Raw genomic sequence first — 17,332 nt, forward strand, 5'->3', positions numbered from 1 at the left:
CGCAACCAACGCCACATTGGGGCGCTCGGGGCCAGCGGGTCAGGCGGGCTCGGCCTCCAGGCGCTGGGTCACCGGGAGGAGGTCCTGGGCCAGTACCGGCCGCAGGAAGACCGCCGCCACGCGGTGCTGTTTGTCCAGGATGATCGTCGACGGGATGATGTTGCGGGGGTAGCCGCTCAGCTTGAGCAGCACCCGGCCGTCCGGGTCGTAGATCGACGGGTACGTCAGCTGGCGGTCGCGGACGAAGTCCTGGGCCACCTCGCGGGCCGGGTCGCGGACGTCGATACCCACCACCTGCACGCCGGGCGCCTGGCGAGCCAGCGACTCCAGCTCCGGCACCTCCGTGCGGCACGGCCCGCACCACTGGCCCCAGAGGTTGAGCACCACGACCTTGCCGGGGAAGTCCGCCAGCGACAGCTGCTTGCCCTCGTGCATCAGGTCGTCGCCCGCCAGCACCGGCGCGGTCTGGCGCTGGGCGACGTCGTAGGTGATGTCGACCTTGCCGCCCGGGGAGACGAAGCTGAAGCTGCTCCCCTGCACCACCGCGTCCTTGCCCGCGCTGCAGCCGGCCAGCGCCAGCACCGCCACGATGACCAGCCGTTTCATGCCCCGGTCACCTTCGGGTCGGTGGTGCCGGCCGGCTCGCTGTAGACGATCTCCCGCAGCGAGCCGCCGTCGAAGACCAGCGACGTCAGCGACGCCAGCGAGCACTGGCGGCGGCGGGGGTCGTGCCACAGCTTCTTGCCCTCGAGGAACCGCCGGAGCGTCCAGATCGGCAGCTGGTGCGACACGCAGAGGGCTTCGCGCCCGTCCGCCGCCTCGCGGGCCCGGTGGACCGCGCCGAGCATCCGGTGCGCGATCTCGAGGTACGGCTCGCCCCACGACGGCTTGAACGGGTTGACCAGCTTCGGCCAGTGCTTCGGCTCCCGCAGCGCGCCGTCGCCGACCGCCACGTGCAGGCCCTCGAACTGGTTGCCCGCCTCGATCAGGCCCTCGTCGGTCTCGATGTCGAGCCGGTGCGCCGCGGCGATCGGGCCCGCCGTCTCCTGCGCGCGCTGCAGCGGCGACGCGACGACGTGCGCGAGGTCGTGGCCCGCGACGGCCTCGGCGACCGTCAGCGCCTGGCGCTGCCCGCGCTCGGACAGCCGGTAGCCCGGCAGCCGGCCGTAGAGGATCTTCTCCGGGTTGTGCACTTCGCCGTGGCGCAGCAGGTGGACGACGGTGGTCACTGGACGGCTCCGGCCGCCGCGCGGGCCGCCGCGGGCAGGGCCGCTTCGATCACCGAGAACGCTTCGTCGTCCATGGCCGCGTTGACGAACCAGGCCTCGTACGCGCTCGGGGGCGCGTACACGCCTGCGTCGAGCAGCGCGTGGAAGAACGGCGGGAACCGCCACGTTTCGGACGCCTGCGCGCCGGCGTAGTCGCGGACCGGCCGGTCACCGAAGAACACGCTCACCAGGTTGCCCGCGTACTGGACGTGGTGCGCTACCCCGGCTTCGCCGAGAGCCGCTTCGAACAGCGACCCGAGGCGCTTCGCGTTGGCGTCGAGCGCCGCGTACACGGCGTCGTCGGCCGCACGCAGCGTCGCGAGGCCCGTGGCGACCGCGACGGGGTTCCCGGACAGCGTCCCGGCCTGGTAGACCGGCCCGCCCGGGGCGAGCTTGGCCATCACGTCGGCGCGGCCGCCGAAGGCCGCCGCCGGCAGGCCGCCGGACATCACCTTGCCGAACGTGTAGAGGTCGCCGGCCACGCCTTCGAGGCCGAACCAGCCCGCGCGCGAGACGCGGAACCCGGTCATCACCTCGTCCATGACCAGCAGCGCGCCGTGCTCGTGGGCGATGTCGCGCAGGGCCGCGTTGAAGCCTTCGTCCGGCGCGACCGCGCCCATGTTGCCTGCCGCGGCTTCGGTGATCACCGCGGCGATCTCACCCGGGTTGTCCGCGAAGGACTTCCGGACGGCGTCGAGGTCGTTGTAAGGCAGCACCAGCGTGTCCGCGGCCTGGGCGCCGGTGACGCCCGGCGACGTCGGCAGCCCGAGCGTGGCGACGCCGGAGCCGGCCTGCGCGAGCAGCGCGTCGACGTGACCGTGGTAACACCCGGCGAACTTCACGATCTTCGAGCGGCCGGTGAACCCGCGGGCCAGCCGGATCGCGCTCATCGTGGCCTCGGTGCCCGAGTTGACCAGGCGCACCCGTTCGACCGGTTCGACGCGGCCGATGATCTCCTCGGCCAGCTCGACCTCGCCGATCGTCGGGGTGCCGAACGACAGCCCGGACGTCGCCGCCGTGCGCGCCGCCTCGACGACCGCCGGGTGCGCGTGGCCCAGGATCATCGGGCCCCACGAGGAGACCAGGTCGACGTAGCGGTTGCCGTCGGCGTCCCACAGGTGCGGGCCTTCGCCGCGGACCATGAACCGCGGGGTGCCGCCGACGGAGTTGAACGCCCGGACCGGCGAGTTCACCCCGCCCGGGATGGCCGCCTTCGCGCGTTCGAACCATGCCTTGGACTGCTCGGTTCCAGTGCTCACGCCCCCAGTCTCGCAAACGTCAGCGAGCAGCCTCTTGGGTGATGGCCTGCGCGGTCACCGTGCCGTCTTCGCCCGCCTGCCCCTGGACGACGACGGTCGAGCCCGGCTTGAGGTCGGACAGCTTGGCCTGCTGGGTCACGCCGACGGTGGTCGAGTCCGATGTGGACACCTTGACTTCGGCGCCCTGCGCGGTCTTGACGTACACCGTGGTGCCCTCGACACGGTCGACCGTGCCGGTGGTGCCGCGCCCGCCGGCGCCGCGGAAGCCACCGCCCTGCTGGCCGCCTTGGGTGCCCTGAGTGCCACCGGCCGGGCGGGTGGGCGTGGAGGAGGACGGCGAGCCGAACGCCGCGTGCGTCCAGGCGCCGCCGCCGAACGCGATCGCGAGGACGACGAGCCCGGCCAGCACCAGCGTGGTGCGCGAGAACGGCTTCGCGGCCCGGCGCATCTCGGCGTTGAGGTCGCCGTCGACCGCCGGGGCCGCGACGATCTCCTCCGCGTTCGGCGGGGTCGTGGGGGAAGACATCGGAACTCCTTATTCGTGACGCAAGGCGTCGATGGGCCGGAGCTTGGCGGCCCGGTTCGCCGGGAAGCTGCCGAAGAACAGCCCGATCAGGGCGGAGACCGCGAAGGCGAGCAGGATCGACGAGGGCACCACGACGGGCTTGATCCCGGAGATGGTGAACCGGCTGCCGATCAGCCCGATCGCGACGCCGAGCAGCCCGCCGAACAGGCTGAGCATGGTCGCTTCGGCGAGGAACTGGCCGAGGATGGCCGCGCGTGGGGCGCCGATGGCCTTGCGGATGCCGATTTCGCGGATCCGCTCGGTCACCGTGACGAGCATGATGTTCGTGACACCGATGCCGCCGACCAGCAGCGAGATCGCCGCGACCGCCGCCAGCAGCACGGTGAACGTCTCGGTCGCCGACGTCCGCGTTGCCAGCAGCTGCTCGGAGTTCTGGATCTGGTAGTCGGCGGTGCCGCCGAGCCGGATGCCGTGGCGGGCGTTGAGGATCGCGGTGATCTCCGACTGGGCCAGCGAAACCGAGTCCGCGCTGGTGGCCTGCACGGCGATCTGGCTGAGGCTGCCGTACCCGGCGAGGGAGTTCTGGACGGCCGAGATCGGCGCGATGGCGACGTCGTCGGCGTTCTGCAGCCCGGTGCTGCCCTTCGCCTGCAGCACCCCGACCACGGTGAACTGGATGCTGTTCAGCAGGACGTTCTTGCCGACCGGGTCAGCGGTGCCGAAGATCGACTCCGCCGTCGTCGGGCCGAGCACGACGACCTTCCGCGCGGCCGTGACGTCTTCGGCGGTGAACAGCTGGCCCTGCGCGAGTTCGCGGTTGGTGGTCGTGAAGTACGCGGGTTCGGTGCCGGCGACGGTGGAGATGTCGTACGAGGTCTGCCCGTAGGTCGCGGTCGCCGTCGTGTTCACCACCGGCGACGCGGCTTTGACGTCCGGCGCGCCGACGGGGTCGACGAGCGCGTGGGCGTCCTGGACGGTCAGCGGCCGCGCCGACGCGCCCTGGCCGCCGCCGCGCGCCGGGGAGACGTTGACCACGTTGGTGCCGAGGCCCTGGATGCTGGCCGCGATGGCCGCGGACGCGCCGTTGCCGACCGCGACGAGCAGGATCACCGCGGCGACGCCGATGGTGATGCCGAGCGTGGTGAGCGCCGAGCGCAGCTTGTTCGCGGTGAGCCCGCGGACGGCGAAGCGCAGGATTTCGAGGAGGTTCACGAGACCGCTCCGACCGCGCGGGTCACTTCGTCGGACACGATGAGCCCGTCGTCGACCCGCACGACGCGGTGCGCGTGCGCGGCGACCTCGTCCTCGTGCGTGATGACGACGATCGTGCGGCCGAGGCGGTTGAGCCGGTCGAACACGCCGAGGACGTCTTCGGTGCTGCGCCGGTCGAGGTTGCCGGTGGGCTCGTCGGCCAGCAGCATCGCCGGGCCGGTGACCAGCGCCCGCGCCACGGCGACGCGCTGGATCTGCCCGCCCGACAGCTCGCTGGGCAGGTGCTTGGCGCGGTCGGACAGGCCGACCATCTCCAGCGCCGCCAGCGCGCGCCGCCGCCGTTCCGACCGCTTCAGTCCACTGTAGACAAGCGGTAGCTCCACATTGGACAACGCCGACGTCCGCGGCACGAGGTTGAACGACTGGAAGATGAACCCGATCTTCCGGTTGCGCAGCAACGCCAATTGCCGTTCGTTCAGCTTGCCGACGCCGAAGCCGTCCAAGAGGTACTGGCCGGACGTCGGGACGTCGAGGCAGCCCAGCATGTTCAGCAGCGTCGACTTCCCCGAGCCGGAAGCACCCATGATGGCGACGTACTCGCCCGGCCAGACGGTGAGCTCGACGCCGCGCAGCGCGTGCACCGCCGTCTCGCCGGCGCCGTAGGTCTTGCGCAGCGCGGAGACCGCGATCACCGGCTTCACCCGCGGCCGCCGAATCCGCCGCCGGCGCCGGTGCCCGTGCCGCGCTGGCCGCCGCCCGGGAACCCGCCGGTCCCGCCACCGGGGAACCCGCCGGTGCCGCCGGTCCCGGTGCCGGTCCGGCCGGTGCCACCGGTGGTGCCGGCCGAGGCCCCGGTGAGCACGACGTTCTCGCCCTCGGTCAGCCCGGACGTGATCTGGACGGTCGACTCGCCGCGGATGCCGACCTGCACCTGGCGCGTCACGTTCTGCCCGTTCTCCTGCACGGTGACGACGTTGGTGCCGCCGGCGGTCGTCACGGCCGCGGCCGGCACGCTCAGCGCGTTGTCGGCGGAGGCGACGGTGATCACGACGCTCGCCGACTGGCCGGGCCGCAGCCCGTCCGGCGGGTCGGTCAGCGCGAGCTGGGCGCCGTAGGAGACGACGCTGCCGCTCGTGGTCGGGGTCAGGTTGACGCTCGACACGGTGGCCTGGACCGGCTTGTCCGGCAGCGCGTTGAGCGTCACCGTGGCCTTCTGGCCGGCTTTGACCTTGCTGACGTCGATCTCGGCGACCGAGGTGTTCACGACGAGGCCGGTCATGTTGGTGATGGTGATGAAGCCGCTGCTGCTGGAACTGCTGCTGCTCGACGCGGTGCTGTTCGAGGACCCCTGCCCGCCCTGGCCGCTGCTCGACGACTGGGAACTGCCGCTGCTGCTCGCCGAGCCGCTCGAGGACTGCTGCCCGACGGTGCCGTTGACGGCGGTGACCGTGCCGGCGCCGGGTGCGTAGAGAGTCGTGTTGTCGAGGGCGGTCTGCGCGGTCTGGACCTCCAGCTGGGCCTGGTCGAGCTTGGCCTGCGCCGACGTGACGCTGTTGGCCGCCGACTGCGTGCTGTTCTGGCCGTTCTGCCCGGTCGTGGGGGTGGCCTCGGCGTCTTCGGCGGAATTCAGGCTGTCCTGCGCGACCGGTTCGCCTTCGCGACCTGAAGCTGTTTCGCCGCCTGGGTGCTGTCGACCGTCGCGAGCTTCTGGCCGGCGCTGACGACGTCCCCGACCTTGACGTCGATCGAGGTGACCTTGCCGGCCGTCGCGAAGTTCGCCGCGCCGGTGTAGCTGCTGGCGAGGGTCCCGGCGGCGGAGATGGTCTCGGTGACCGTCGCGCGGCGCACCGGGGTGCTGCGCGTCTGCGCCTGCGCCGTGTTCGGTTCGGGGCTGAATGCCTGGTATATCCCGAAACCCGCTCCGGCCAGCAGCACGACCAGAGCACCGTTGATCACCCATGCCTTCGAGGCACGCACGCGCGTCATGCGGCAACCTTGGGACCGCCGCTTAGCAATTGACTGGGGGTTCCCTGTGCGGGAGCTGTGTATCAGTCCTTGCGCTTGACCTGCCGCGCACGCATCGCGAGCAGCAGCTGACGCACCGCGTCGACCAGCAGCAGCGCGGCCACGGTCCCGAGCCCGATGGCGGCGGCGAGCGACCCGCCGAAGTACCGGTGCGACTCGAGCACGGCGCCGTCGTCGGTCCGCGTGACGACGGTGGCGGCGCCCCCGTGCCAGAGCGCGTAGGCACCCCACCCGGCGGCCACGGCCAGCACGACTTCCACGACGGCGACGAGCGTCCGCCACGGCTTGTTCAGGCGCGCCTGCGGGCCGGGCTCTTCCGGCGGCCAGAGCTCGGCCCCGGTGGGCTGCGGAAGGTCGATCACAGCGGGGATTTTCTCATGCTTCCGTCGGCGTCGCCCGGACGAGCCGGTCGAGCGCCTCCTGCAGGGCCTCGACGTCCTTCGCCCAAGCCAGTACGACGGTGCCGTCCGTGAGCTCCACCGGCAGCGAGTCGTACTTCCGCGGCACCGACCAGCCGCCGCCGAGGACCCGCGCCCCGACCGGCGCACCGACGTCCGTCACCGACGCGAGCTGGTCCGCCGGGACCTTCTCGCGGCCCTGGCGCAGCTGCTTCGTCGTCACCTCGAGCGAGAGGAACCGGCGCCGCGCGTACACCCACGGCACGGTGATCGCGCACAGCCCGGCGCCGACCAGCAGCCAGCCCACGACGTGCACCGGGCCGCCGGTGACCAGCTCGAAGAGCGCGCCGGCCAGCGCGAACACCGGGCCCCACACGATGGCGCCCCAGCTCACGCCGGACTCGGCGTAGAGCCGGTCGCTCACGGCTTGCGGCCGGCCTTCGGGAAGTAGCCCGCCACCGACGGCAGGTACATCAGCACCAGCGCGATCACGAACACCAGCACCGAGACCAGGGTCAGGTAGTTGATGATCGGCGCGATCGTCATGATCAGCAGCAGCATCACGATCGGCAGGATGGTCAGCACCGTCCGCGCCGAGCGCGTGCCTTCGCGGGCCTTGTACGCGAAGAGCAGGAACAGCAGCACGAACACGACCGCGCCGCCGAGCAGGTACCACAGCAGCGCCGTGACGCCGTCCGCGATCATCTGCGGCGTGTACTTCGGGTCGGTGGTCGCCTTGACGAACTGGTCGATGACGGCCGACTTGCTGCTCAGCAGCTGGACGTAGCTGAGGATGAGCACCACGCCACCGGCGAGCCACAGCCAGAACGACACGGCCACCGGACGCGGCGGCGTCGCCTTGGGCGCCTTTTGCCCCGGCAGCACCGGGTCCGGCGAGCGGCCCTTCTTGCGGCGTTCGTCGTCGGTCAGACCGGTGAGGTCCTCTTTGTCTTCCACGGCGTGGACTCTAACCGGTCAGTCGAGCCAGGCAGCGGCTTCCGCGGCCCAATACGTGAGGATCATGTCGGCGCCCGCGCGGCGGATCGACGTGAGGACCTCAAGCACGGTCCGTTCCCGGTCCAGCCAGCCGTTCGCCGCGGCGGCTTCGACCATCGCGTACTCGCCCGAGATGTTGTACGCCGCCACCGGGACCGGGGAGATGTCCGCGGCCGCCTTGATGACGTCCAGGTAGGACAGCGCCGGCTTGACCATGATCATGTCCGCGCCCTCGGCGAGGTCCAGCTCGATCTCACGCAGCGCTTCGCGGGCGTTGCCCAGGTCCTGCTGGTAGGTCTTGCGGTCGCCCTTGAGCTGCGAGTCGATGGCCTCGCGGAAGGGGCCGTAGAACGCGCTGGCGTACTTCGCGGAGTAGGCGAGGATCGCCTTGTCGCTGTGCCCGACCTCGTCGAGCGCCCGGCGGATGACGCCGATCTGGCCGTCCATCATCCCGGACGGCCCGAGCACGTGCGCCCCGGCTTCGGCCTGCGCGACGGCCATCTCGGCGTAGATGCGCAGGGTGGCGTCGTTGTCGACCAGGCCGTCGGCGTCCAGGACGCCGCAGTGGCCGTGGTCGGTGAACTCGTCGAGGCAGGTGTCGGCCATCAGCACGGTGGCGTCGCCCAGCTCGTGCCGCAGGTCGCGCAGCGCGACGTTGAGGATGCCGTTTTCGTCAACGGCTCCGGAGCCTTCGGGGTCCCGGACCTTCGGGATGCCGAACAGCATCAGCCCGCCGACGCCGGCGTTGACCGCGTCGACGGCGGCCTTCCGCAGCGTGTCACGGGTGTGCTGGACGACGCCCGGCATGCTCGCGATCGGCTTCGGCGTGTCGAGGCCTTCGCCGACGAACATGGGGAGGATCAGCTGGCGTGGCCGCAGCGTCGTTTCGCCCACCAGCCTGCGCATGGCCGGGGTGGTGCGAAGCCTGCGGGGACGATGCTCGGGGAACACTCCAGCCAGGTTACTCCCGCCCGTTCCCGAAAAGCCGTGAAGGCCTCCTTCCCGGTCATAAAAGCCGGTAAGGAGGCCTTCACGGACTCTGCGAACCTCAGGAGCGGCGGGCCCGCTTCGCCTTGCGCGGCGGCGGCAGGGCGCCCTCCGCGCGGAGCCGGGCGGCGTGCTCGGCCAGCGCGTCCACCAGGTGCGGGACGTCGGCCTTCTCCGGCTGGACGTCGACCCGGAGCCCGAATTCCACCGCGGTTTCCGCGGTCTTCGGGCCGATGCACGCGACCAGCGTGCGGGTGTGCGGCTTGCCGGCGATGCCGACCAGGTTCCGCACGGTCGAAGACGAGGTGAAGCAGACCGCGTCGAAACCGCCGGTCTTGATCATCTCGCGGGTCTCGGCGGGCGGCGGGGCGGCCCGGACGGTCCGGTAGGCCGTCACGTCGTCGATCTCCCAGCCACGCTCGCGCAGGCCGGCCGACAGCGTCTCGGTGGCGATGTCCGCCCGCGGCAGCAGCACGCGGTCGACCGGGTCGAGGACGTCGTCGTACGGCGGGAACTCGGCCAGCAGGCCCTCGGACGACTGCTCGCCGGACGGGACCAGCTCCGGGATGATGCCGAACGAGCGCACCTTCGCCGCGGTCGATTCGCCGACGCAGGCGATCTTCACGCCGGAGAACGCGCGGGCGTCGAGGCCGAACTCCTCGAACTTCTCCCACACCGCGCGGACCGCGTTGGTGGAGGTGAAGACGATCCACTGGTAGCGGCCGTCGACCAGGCCCTTGACCGAGCGCTCCATCTGCGCCGGGCTGCGGGGCGGCTCGACCGAGATGGTCGGCACCTCGTGCGACGTCGCGCCGTGGCCGCGCAGGCGCTCGGCCATCTCGCCGGCCTGCTCCTTGGTGCGCGGCACCAGGACCTTCCAGCCGTACAGCGCGCGCGACTCCCACCACGACAGCTTCGAGCGCTGCCCGGCGGCCTGGCCGATCGTGACGATCAGCGGCCCGACGAGCTCGCCCGCGTCGTTGGCGACCTTCTCGAGCGTGGTGTCGAGGGTGCGCTGGGTGTTGATGGTGCCGTTCGCGGTGACCGCGACCGGGGTCGACGCCGGGACGCCGTTGCCGGTCAGCGCCGACGCGGCCTCGGCCAGGTGCGCCGACGTCGCGTGCAGCACCAGCGGGCCGGGCGCGGCGGCCAGCGCCGCCCAGTCGACCTCGCCGCGGACGTCGACCTCGACGTGCGTGCCGCCGAGCGCGACGCCCGCGTACGCCGGGACGGCCGCGCCCGGGGAAACGCCCGGGATGACGTCGAACACGGCGCTCGTGCGCGCGACCGCCTGGACCTCGGCCACCACGGCCGGGGTGGTCAGCGGGTCGCCCGCGACCAGCCGCAGCACCAGCCGGCCGGCCTTGGCTTCGGCGGTCAGGTCCTTGGCGACCTCGGCGGCCTCGCCGACGGCGGGCCGGACCTCGGCGCCCTCGGCCGCCATGGCCAGCACGGCCTGGGGCACGTCGGGGTCGGTCACCACGACCTCGGCCTTGGTCAGCAGCTCCTGGGCACGGACCGTGAGCAGGCCGGCGTCGCCGGGCCCGGAGCCCACGAACGCTACGCGCCCGGTGGTCTTTCGCGCGGGGGTCATCTGTGCGTTTCTCCTCTTGCGGCGGCCGTGCGGGGTCGCACGGACGCAGGTCTCCTACACGTCTTTTCGAAGCGCTCGCGAGAGCGCTACTGAGCAGGGCCGGAGAAGACTCCGGCACCCAGGTCCAGCAGCTCGGCGGCCAGGTCCTTGCCCAGCTGGGCAGCCTGGTCCTTGTCGGCCAGCGCGGAGGCCCGGACCATGTCCACCGCGCCGTTCTCCCCTTCGGCCGCGGCGGTGCCGCGCAGCGAGATCCGTTCCACGACCTTGCCCTCGGCGTCGAGATCTTCGACGATCTCGGCGAGCGCGCCCACCGGCGCGCTGCACCCCGCCTCGAGCGCGGCCAGCAGGGCCCGCTCGGCCGTCACCGCGACCCGCGTGCCCTCGTCGTCCACTGTGGACGCGAGCAGCTGCTCGATGTCCACGTCGGCGGACCGGCACTCCACCGCCAGCGCGCCCTGGGCGGGCGCGGGCAGCATCTGGATCGGGTCGAGGGTCTCGGTGATCGCCTCGACCAGTCCGACCCTGGCCAGTCCGGCACGCGCGAGCACCACGGCATCGAGCTCGCCGTCGGTCACCTTGCGCATGCGGGTGTCGATATTGCCGCGAATCGGCACGATTTCCAAACCGAGACCCAGCGCACGCAGCTGCGCGGTGCGCCGCGCGGCCCCGGTGCCCACCGTGGAGCCCGGCGGCAGCTCGCCCAAAGTCAGCCCGTCACGCGCGATCAGCGCGTCCCGCGGGTCTTCGCGCGGCGGCACGGCGGCGAGCGTGATGCCCGGCTCCGGCGCGGTCGGCAGGTCCTTGTAGGAGTGGACGATGACGTCGACCTCGTTGCGCAGCAAGGCTTCCCGCAGCGCGGAGGTGAACACGCCGACGCCGATCGTCGAGATCGGCGCCATCGACTTGTCACCGGGAGTGGTCACCGTGACGATCTCGACCTCGACGCCGGTGGCGCGCAGGGCGTCGGCGACGGTCCCGGTCTGGGTCAGCGCGAGCTTCGAACCGCGCGTACCCATGCGAATGACTCTGGTCACTACTACTTCTTCTCTGGTGGGGGCTTCGGGCTCGCCACGGCGGCCGGTGCCTGCGGGTCGAGGCAGAACAGTTCTCGCAACGCGTTCGCGTAGTCGGTGTCGACCGTCTCGGCGGCCAGCTGCTTGACCCGCACCGTCGGCGCGTGGAGCAGCTTGTCGACCACCCGGCGGACCGTGCGGCCGACTTCTTCGCGGACCCCGGCGTCGAGCTCGGGGAGCCGGTTGTCCAGCCGCAGCAGCTCGGCGTCGACGACCTCGGCCGCGCGCTTGCGCAACGCCGTCACGGTCGGGGTCACCTCGGCGCTGCGCTGCCCGGCGAGGTAGTCGCGCACCTCGTCGAGGACGATCCCGGTCGCCTTGGCCGTCTGGCGCTCGGTGGTCGGGGTGCCGGCTTCGCGCATCCGGCGCTGGATCGTGGCGAGGTCGACCACGCGCACGCCGGCGAGCTCGCCGACCGACGGGTCGACGTCGCGCGGCAGGCCGAGGTCGCAGACGACCAGTGCGCGGCCGCCGCGGGGCAGCACGTGCTCCGGTGTGAAGACGGCGTCCTGCGCGCCGGTGCAGCAGATCACGATGTCGGCGTCGCGCACCGCGTCGGCGACGCCGGACAGCGGGACCGCGCGGGCCGGCACGCCCTGCTCGGTGACGTTCGCGGCGAGCCGGCGGGCGCGGGCGTCGGTGCGGTTGGCCACGGTGATCTCGCCGATCCCGGCCTTGCGCAGCTGCGACGCGCTCAGCGCGCCCATCGAGCCGGCGCCGACGATGACGGCGTGCTTGCCCGCGACGTCACCGGCCGCGGCGAGCGCCTCGGACACGACCGACGCGCCGAGCTGGTCCAGCCCGGTCTCGGTGTGGACGCGCTTGCCGACGCGCAGCGTCGTCTGGATCAGCTCGTGGAGCGTGCGGCCGACGGTGCCGGCCTCGCGCGCGGTGGCGTAGGCGGACCGGATCTGGCCGAGGATCTGCGTCTCGCCGACGACCATCGAGTCGAGGCCCGAGGTGACCGAGAACAGGTGCTCGACGGCGGCGCCGGCGTAGTGGACGTACAGGCTGTCGTAGAGCTCCGCGGGTTCCATCCCGGCCTGCCGGGCGAGCACCTCGGAGACGTCGTTGAGGCCGCCGTGGAAGGTCTCGACGACCGCGTAGACCTCGATCCGGTTGCACGTCGAGACGAGCATGACCTCGCTGACGTGCTGGGCCTGCTGCAGCTCGTCGAGCACCTTGCCGACCTCGGGCGCGGGGATCGCGGCGCGCTCCAGCGTGCTCAGCTCAGCACTCCGGTGCGAAAGACCGACCGCCAACACGCTCATGAGCGCACCACCATTTCCCGTCCGCCGTCCGGACCCGAACCGTTCCGCCCGCCGCTTCCATTCTCGGACGGCGCACCGGGACCGCGTAATCCGGAATTGCCCTGATCACCGGCGGCGTCGTCCGCGCGGCGGGCCACGTGGAACGAGAGTATCTGCAGCTCGACGGCCAAATCCACTTTGCGGACCTCGATGTGAGCAGGAACCTGCAACACGACCGGGGCGAAGTTGAGGATGCACTGGACACCGCCCGCGACCAGACGGTCACACACCGATTGCGCGGCGGTCGGCGGGGTGGCGATCACGCCGATGGAGATACCGCGCTCGGCGCAGATCCGCGGAATGTCGTCCATGTGCGACACCGGGAGGCCGCCGACCGGCACGCCGATCAGGTCCGCGTCCAGGTCGAACAGCGCTTCCACCGGGAACCCGCGCCCCGGGAAGCCGCCGTAGTTCGCCAGCGCGTGCCCCAGGTTGCCGATGCCGACCACGGCCACCTTGTGCTGCCGGGTCAGGCCGAGGATCCGCTCGATCTGGCTCACCAGGACGCCGACTTCGTAGCCGACGCCGCGCGTGCCGTAGGACCCGAGGTAGGAAAGGTCCTTGCGCAATTTCGCGGAATTGACGCCCGCGGCTTGGGACAGCTCTTCGCTCGACACCGTCGTGGCGCCCTGGTCGCGCATCCCGGACAGCACCCGCAGGTAGACGGCGAGCCGCGCGACCGCCGCTTCGGGGATCTGCTTCGCCCGGACGGCCTCGGGGGCATCCCCGTTGCGGCCGCCGGCGTCGGCGGGTACGGCGGGCATCTCCGCGGTGGGGGCGTTGTCGGCGTCCGGGGTGCTCGGGCGGCGGGGCCGTCGCGGCACCCGGCCCGGGGAGTCCGCCGCGTCGCGCCTCCCCCGCTGTGTCACCACGCCCGTAGTCTCCTGCTCGCTGTGCACCCGGCGGCCATCGCCACGGCCATGCCGAACTGTGTCTTGACCCAGGAAGCGGAGTCCGGTTCGATGCCGGACCGCCCGGGGGCGATGGCCCTACGGTAGACCACTTGTGAACGCACGCACAAAGTCACTGGTCGGAGGCGGTTCCGGGCGGCGCCCGATCATGACACCGCGTCAGAATCCTTGCCCGCCAGGCACTTCCGCCGGCACCATCCGGCCCGGCTCGCGTCGGCTCTGGTCGCGGACCCGAGGTCTTGAATGAGTCATTCAGGTCTTCGGAGGTCCTGAATGACTCATTCAAGACCTTTGGCGAGCCGGCGGAGGCAGGCGCTTCCGGTGCGTCAGCTCGCGTCGAGGCTCACCGAGTGCCAGCCGGTCGCGCCGTCGGGGACCGGGTCCGCGCGGTTCTCCGTCTGCGTGTACCCGTCCTGGTCCGTCGCCCGGACGAACGCCTGGTGCGTCCCCTTCGGCACGTCCAGCTCGATCCACCACATCCGCCAGGTGTCCTTGCTCACCTCGGCCGAGAGCGTCGCCGGCTGCCACGGCCCCTGGTCCAGCCGGACCTCGACCTTCGCGATGCCGGTGTGCTGGGCCCACGCCGTCCCCGCCAGCCGGACCTTCCCGGCCGGGACGCGGGCGAACCCCGACGGCGTGTCGATGCGCGACTCCGTCTTGATCGGCGCCTGCTCGCTCCAGCCGCGGCTGAGCCAGTACGCCTGCCGGTCGCTCCACTTGGTGAACTCCAGCGACTCGACCCACTTCGTCGCCGACACGTACCCGTACAGCCCGGGGATCACGAGCCGCGCCGGGAAGCCGTGCTCGACCGGGAGGGGTTCGCCGTTCATGCCGATCGCCAGCATCGCGCCGCGCTGGGGGTCGAGGGCGACGTTCGCCGGGGTGCCGCACGTCCAGCCGTCGACGCTGGTGGCGAACATCTGCTCCGCGCCCGCCCGCACGCCGGCTTCGTCCAGCAGGTCCACCAGGTCGACGCCGATCCAGCTGGCGTTCGAGATCAGCGGGCCGCCGACCTCGTTGGACACGCACGTCAGCGTCACCCGGCGTTCGACCAGCGGCCGGTTGCGGATGTCGGCGTAGGAGAACGTCACCTCGCGGTCGACCATCCCGTGGATGCGCAGGCTCCAGTCCTCGGTCCGGATCTGCGGCACGACCAGCGCGGTGTCGATGCGGTAGAAGTCGCCGTTCGGCGTGATGAACGGCGGTGAGCCCAGCTTCGCGAAGTCGGCGTCCGCGGGCAGCGGCGGCGCGGTGCGCGCGGGCACCAGCGGCCCGACGGTGGCCCGGGACTCCTCGGCGTTCGAGCTGGTCCCGGCCACCTGGCCGACCACCGCCGCGACGCCCGAACCCGCGACGACGCCGACGCCGGCGCGCAGGAACTTCCGGCGGTCGAAGCCCCGGTCATCGACAACGTCCGGCGGCAGCGCGATCCGGTGCAGCCAGGTGAACACCGCGAGCCCGGCGACCAGGGCGGCGACCGGCGCGAGCAGCGACACCTGCCCGAGGTCGGAGCGCGCGAACACGGCGGCGACCCCGGCCGCGCCGAGCACGAAGACCAGGATCTGCCCGGCACGCGGCGTCCGGCGCGAAAGCTGCCCGGCCAGCAGCGCGAACAGGACCAGCACCACGGCGAGCCCGACCTTGAGCACCGGCTTGTCCCAGGTGCCCAGCGTCCGCTCGGCCCACTTCACGATGCCGGTCGGGCTGTGGTCGATGACGTAGTTCGCCACGGCGATGAACGGCGACGCCGTGTACCCGACGAAGCCCGCGACCAGGTGCCCCACGCCGAGCGCGGCGGCCAGCGCGAGGATCCCGATCAGGGTCGCGACCGGCAGCGAAAGCCGCCGGGGCGCTTCGGGCGGCGCGTCCTGCAGAGTGCTCACGCCTCCATCTTCGGAGCGCGAGCGCCGAGCGGCGGCCCGGAACGGCTTACGGACGTGTTACGGCTCAGGCGAGTGCTCGCCGGAGCCGGTCCTCTTCGACGCGCCAGTAGCCGTGCTCGGCGCCGTCGACCAGGATCACCGGGACGCGGTCGCCGTACTCCGCGCGCCACTCCGGGTCGGTGTCGACGTCCTCGGCCTTCCACGTGACGCCGAGCTCCCCGCAGATCCGCGCGACCTCGGCCTCCGCGACCTCGCAGAGGTGGCAGCCCTCGCGGCCCATGACCGTCACTTCGTGCGCCATGACGTCCTTCCTACCGCAGCCGCAGGCGGCGCAGCTTCCCGGTGGCCGAGTGCGGCAGCGACTCGGCGAACTCGACCAGGTGCGGCACCTTGTACCCGGCCAGGTGGCCCGCGCAGTGGTCGACGACCTGCTGCTCGGACAGCGCCGCCCCGGCCGCCGGCACCACGAACGCCTTGACCGCCTCACCGCTGCGCTCGTCCACGACCCCGACGACGGCGGCCTCGGCCACCTCCGGCAGCTGCCCGATGACCTCCTCGACCTCCCGCGGGAAGACGTTGAAGCCGTTGACGATGATCAGGTCGTTGGCCCGGTCGACCAGGTGCAGGTCGCCGTCGACGTCGAGGTAGCCGACGTCGCCGGTGCGGAACCAGCCCTCGTCGTCCGGCCCGTGCTCGCCGTCCGGCCAGTAGCCGGAGAAGAGGTTCGCGCCGCGGATCGACACCAGCCCGGTTTCGCCTTCGGCCTCGAAGACGTCGTCGACGTCGTCCGGGTCGAGTGGCACGGCCTGGTCGGTGCCGTCGCTGTCGACCAGCCGCAGCTCGATCCCGGGCAGCGGACGGCCGACCGACCCCGGCTTCGGGTAGCCCGTGACCAGCGTCGACGTCACCACCGGCGCGCATTCGGTGAGGCCGTAGCCCTCGTAGACGTCGACGCCGGCGCCCTCGCGGATGGCGGTCAGCACCCTCGGGTGCAGCGGCGCGGCGCCCGAAGTCATCCGGCGCACGGTGGCCAGGCCGCGGCGCAGCTCGTCGGCGCCGAGCGCGGCGAACTCGGCGTACATGGTCGGGACGCCGGTGATCGTGGTGACGCCGTGCTTCGCGCAGTCGTCCAGGGTGCGCTGCGCTTCGAAGCGCTCGGACAGGACGGCGGTCGCGCCGACGGCGACGGCGTGCAGCAGGCCGGGCCCCAGGCCGTAGACGTGGAAGAGCGGGATGGTGAGCAGCACGCGGTCGTCGTGCTCCAGGACGCCTTCGACGTGGCCGAGCTGCTCCAGGTTCGCCAGCAGCGCGCGGTGCGACAGCATCACGCCGCGCGGTGGGCCGGTGGTGCCCGAGGTGTAGGAAACGACGGCGATGTCCTCGCCGCCGCGGCCCGCATCGACGAATTCGATTACTCCATCCGGGTCGCTTCGCGGAGTGAGACCGCTCACCCCGGCCGGCAGCTCCGCGTCCGCGTCCCGCTGGATGACAACCTTGGCACCGCTGTGCGCGAGCAGCTTCGCGAGCTCCGGGCCGGGCACCTGCGGCGACAGCGGCACGACGACCGCGCCGGCGCGCAGCGCGCCGAAGAAGGCGACCGCGAAATCGACCGAAGTCGGCAGCCGCAGCGCGACCGGGTCGCCGGGCGCGACCCCCGCGTCCGCGAGTGCCTGGGCCTGGGCCTGGGCCGCGGCTTCGAGCTGCCGGTGCGTCAGGCCCAGGCCAGTGCCGGTCTCGAGCACGGCCGGGTGGTCCGGCCACGTGGCCGCGGACCGGGAAAGCAGCCCGCCGACCCCCGCCGTCGTCCCCTCTGGAGCACTCACCCGCGGCCCGCCTTTCTCCGATCCCGGCCAAAGCGTTGCAAGTCTGTCATTCGGAGCGACGTCATGG

General features: G+C 72.1%; 17 protein-coding genes and 1 pseudogene. All 18 read right to left on the reverse strand.

The window, feature by feature from the left end:
• Nucleotides 1-39: 39 nt before the first annotated feature.
• Nucleotides 40-606, reverse strand: coding sequence for a TlpA family protein disulfide reductase (locus tag H4696_RS31065; protein WP_086859438.1), 567 nt, complete (start codon nucleotides 604-606; stop codon nucleotides 40-42).
• The gene (locus H4696_RS31070) at nucleotides 603-1,229 is read right to left on the reverse strand and encodes a histidine phosphatase family protein (RefSeq protein ID WP_086859436.1); all 627 of its coding nucleotides are present in this window, start codon (nucleotides 1,227-1,229) and stop codon (nucleotides 603-605) included. The genes H4696_RS31065 and H4696_RS31070 overlap by 4 nt, the downstream gene beginning before the upstream one ends.
• Nucleotides 1,226-2,527 (reverse strand): glutamate-1-semialdehyde 2,1-aminomutase, encoded by a 1,302-nt coding sequence (gene hemL, locus H4696_RS31075; RefSeq protein WP_086859435.1) that lies wholly within the window; start codon nucleotides 2,525-2,527, stop codon nucleotides 1,226-1,228. Before hemL ends, H4696_RS31070 begins: the two co-directional genes overlap by 4 nt.
• A gap of 19 nt (nucleotides 2,528-2,546) precedes the next feature.
• Nucleotides 2,547-3,053 carry a hypothetical protein gene (locus H4696_RS31080; protein WP_086859433.1) on the reverse strand — a complete coding sequence of 169 codons (507 nt, stop codon included), beginning with the start codon at nucleotides 3,051-3,053 and terminating at the stop codon, nucleotides 2,547-2,549.
• Nucleotides 3,054-3,062: 9 nt separating this feature from the next.
• On the reverse strand, nucleotides 3,063-4,265 hold the full coding sequence (locus H4696_RS31085) for an ABC transporter permease (protein WP_086859431.1): 1,203 nt from the start codon (nucleotides 4,263-4,265) through the stop codon (nucleotides 3,063-3,065).
• Nucleotides 4,262-4,966: an ABC transporter ATP-binding protein gene (locus tag H4696_RS31090; protein ID WP_086859429.1), complete on the reverse strand. Its 705-nt coding sequence runs from the start codon at nucleotides 4,964-4,966 to the stop codon at nucleotides 4,262-4,264. Before H4696_RS31090 ends, H4696_RS31085 begins: the two co-directional genes overlap by 4 nt.
• A pseudogene (locus H4696_RS31095) lies at nucleotides 4,963-6,251 on the reverse strand (efflux RND transporter periplasmic adaptor subunit). The gene H4696_RS31090 and the pseudogene H4696_RS31095 overlap by 4 nt, the downstream one beginning before the upstream one ends.
• A 62-nt stretch (nucleotides 6,252-6,313) precedes the next feature.
• Complete coding sequence (locus H4696_RS31100; RefSeq protein ID WP_086859427.1) at nucleotides 6,314-6,652, reverse strand: hypothetical protein; 339 nt, start codon at nucleotides 6,650-6,652, stop codon at nucleotides 6,314-6,316.
• 13 nt (nucleotides 6,653-6,665) lie between these two features.
• Entirely contained in the window at nucleotides 6,666-7,112 is a 447-nt protein-coding gene (locus tag H4696_RS31105; protein WP_086859425.1) for a hypothetical protein, read from the reverse strand.
• Nucleotides 7,109-7,645: a hypothetical protein gene (locus H4696_RS31110; RefSeq protein WP_086859423.1), complete on the reverse strand. Its 537-nt coding sequence runs from the start codon at nucleotides 7,643-7,645 to the stop codon at nucleotides 7,109-7,111. Before H4696_RS31110 ends, H4696_RS31105 begins: the two co-directional genes overlap by 4 nt.
• 18 nt (nucleotides 7,646-7,663) lie before the next feature.
• Nucleotides 7,664-8,635 carry a porphobilinogen synthase gene (gene hemB, locus H4696_RS31115; RefSeq protein ID WP_086859421.1) on the reverse strand — a complete coding sequence of 324 codons (972 nt, stop codon included), beginning with the start codon at nucleotides 8,633-8,635 and terminating at the stop codon, nucleotides 7,664-7,666.
• 97 nt (nucleotides 8,636-8,732) lie between these two features.
• The gene (locus H4696_RS31120; protein ID WP_086859419.1) at nucleotides 8,733-10,265 is read right to left on the reverse strand and encodes a bifunctional uroporphyrinogen-III C-methyltransferase/uroporphyrinogen-III synthase; all 1,533 of its coding nucleotides are present in this window, start codon (nucleotides 10,263-10,265) and stop codon (nucleotides 8,733-8,735) included.
• 86 nt (nucleotides 10,266-10,351) lie between these two features.
• The gene (gene hemC, locus H4696_RS31125) at nucleotides 10,352-11,281 is read right to left on the reverse strand and encodes a hydroxymethylbilane synthase (RefSeq protein WP_086859417.1); all 930 of its coding nucleotides are present in this window, start codon (nucleotides 11,279-11,281) and stop codon (nucleotides 10,352-10,354) included.
• Between the two features lie 20 nt (nucleotides 11,282-11,301).
• On the reverse strand, nucleotides 11,302-12,609 hold the full coding sequence (locus tag H4696_RS31130; protein WP_086859415.1) for a glutamyl-tRNA reductase: 1,308 nt from the start codon (nucleotides 12,607-12,609) through the stop codon (nucleotides 11,302-11,304).
• Nucleotides 12,606-13,520, reverse strand: coding sequence for a redox-sensing transcriptional repressor Rex (locus tag H4696_RS31135; protein ID WP_086859413.1), 915 nt, complete (start codon nucleotides 13,518-13,520; stop codon nucleotides 12,606-12,608). The genes H4696_RS31130 and H4696_RS31135 overlap by 4 nt, the downstream gene beginning before the upstream one ends.
• A gap of 365 nt (nucleotides 13,521-13,885) precedes the next feature.
• Nucleotides 13,886-15,442, reverse strand: a complete 1,557-nt coding sequence (locus H4696_RS31140) for a molybdopterin-dependent oxidoreductase (RefSeq protein WP_086859411.1) — start codon at nucleotides 15,440-15,442, stop codon at nucleotides 13,886-13,888.
• Between the two features lie 64 nt (nucleotides 15,443-15,506).
• Entirely contained in the window at nucleotides 15,507-15,743 is a 237-nt protein-coding gene (locus H4696_RS31145; RefSeq protein ID WP_086859409.1) for a glutaredoxin family protein, read from the reverse strand.
• A gap of 10 nt (nucleotides 15,744-15,753) precedes the next feature.
• Nucleotides 15,754-17,265 (reverse strand): AMP-binding protein, encoded by a 1,512-nt coding sequence (locus tag H4696_RS31150; RefSeq protein WP_086859407.1) that lies wholly within the window; start codon nucleotides 17,263-17,265, stop codon nucleotides 15,754-15,756.
• Between the last annotated feature and the right edge of the window lie 67 nt (nucleotides 17,266-17,332).

The organism is Amycolatopsis lexingtonensis (assembly GCF_014873755.1).
Lineage (GTDB): Bacteria > Actinomycetota > Actinomycetes > Mycobacteriales > Pseudonocardiaceae > Amycolatopsis > Amycolatopsis lexingtonensis.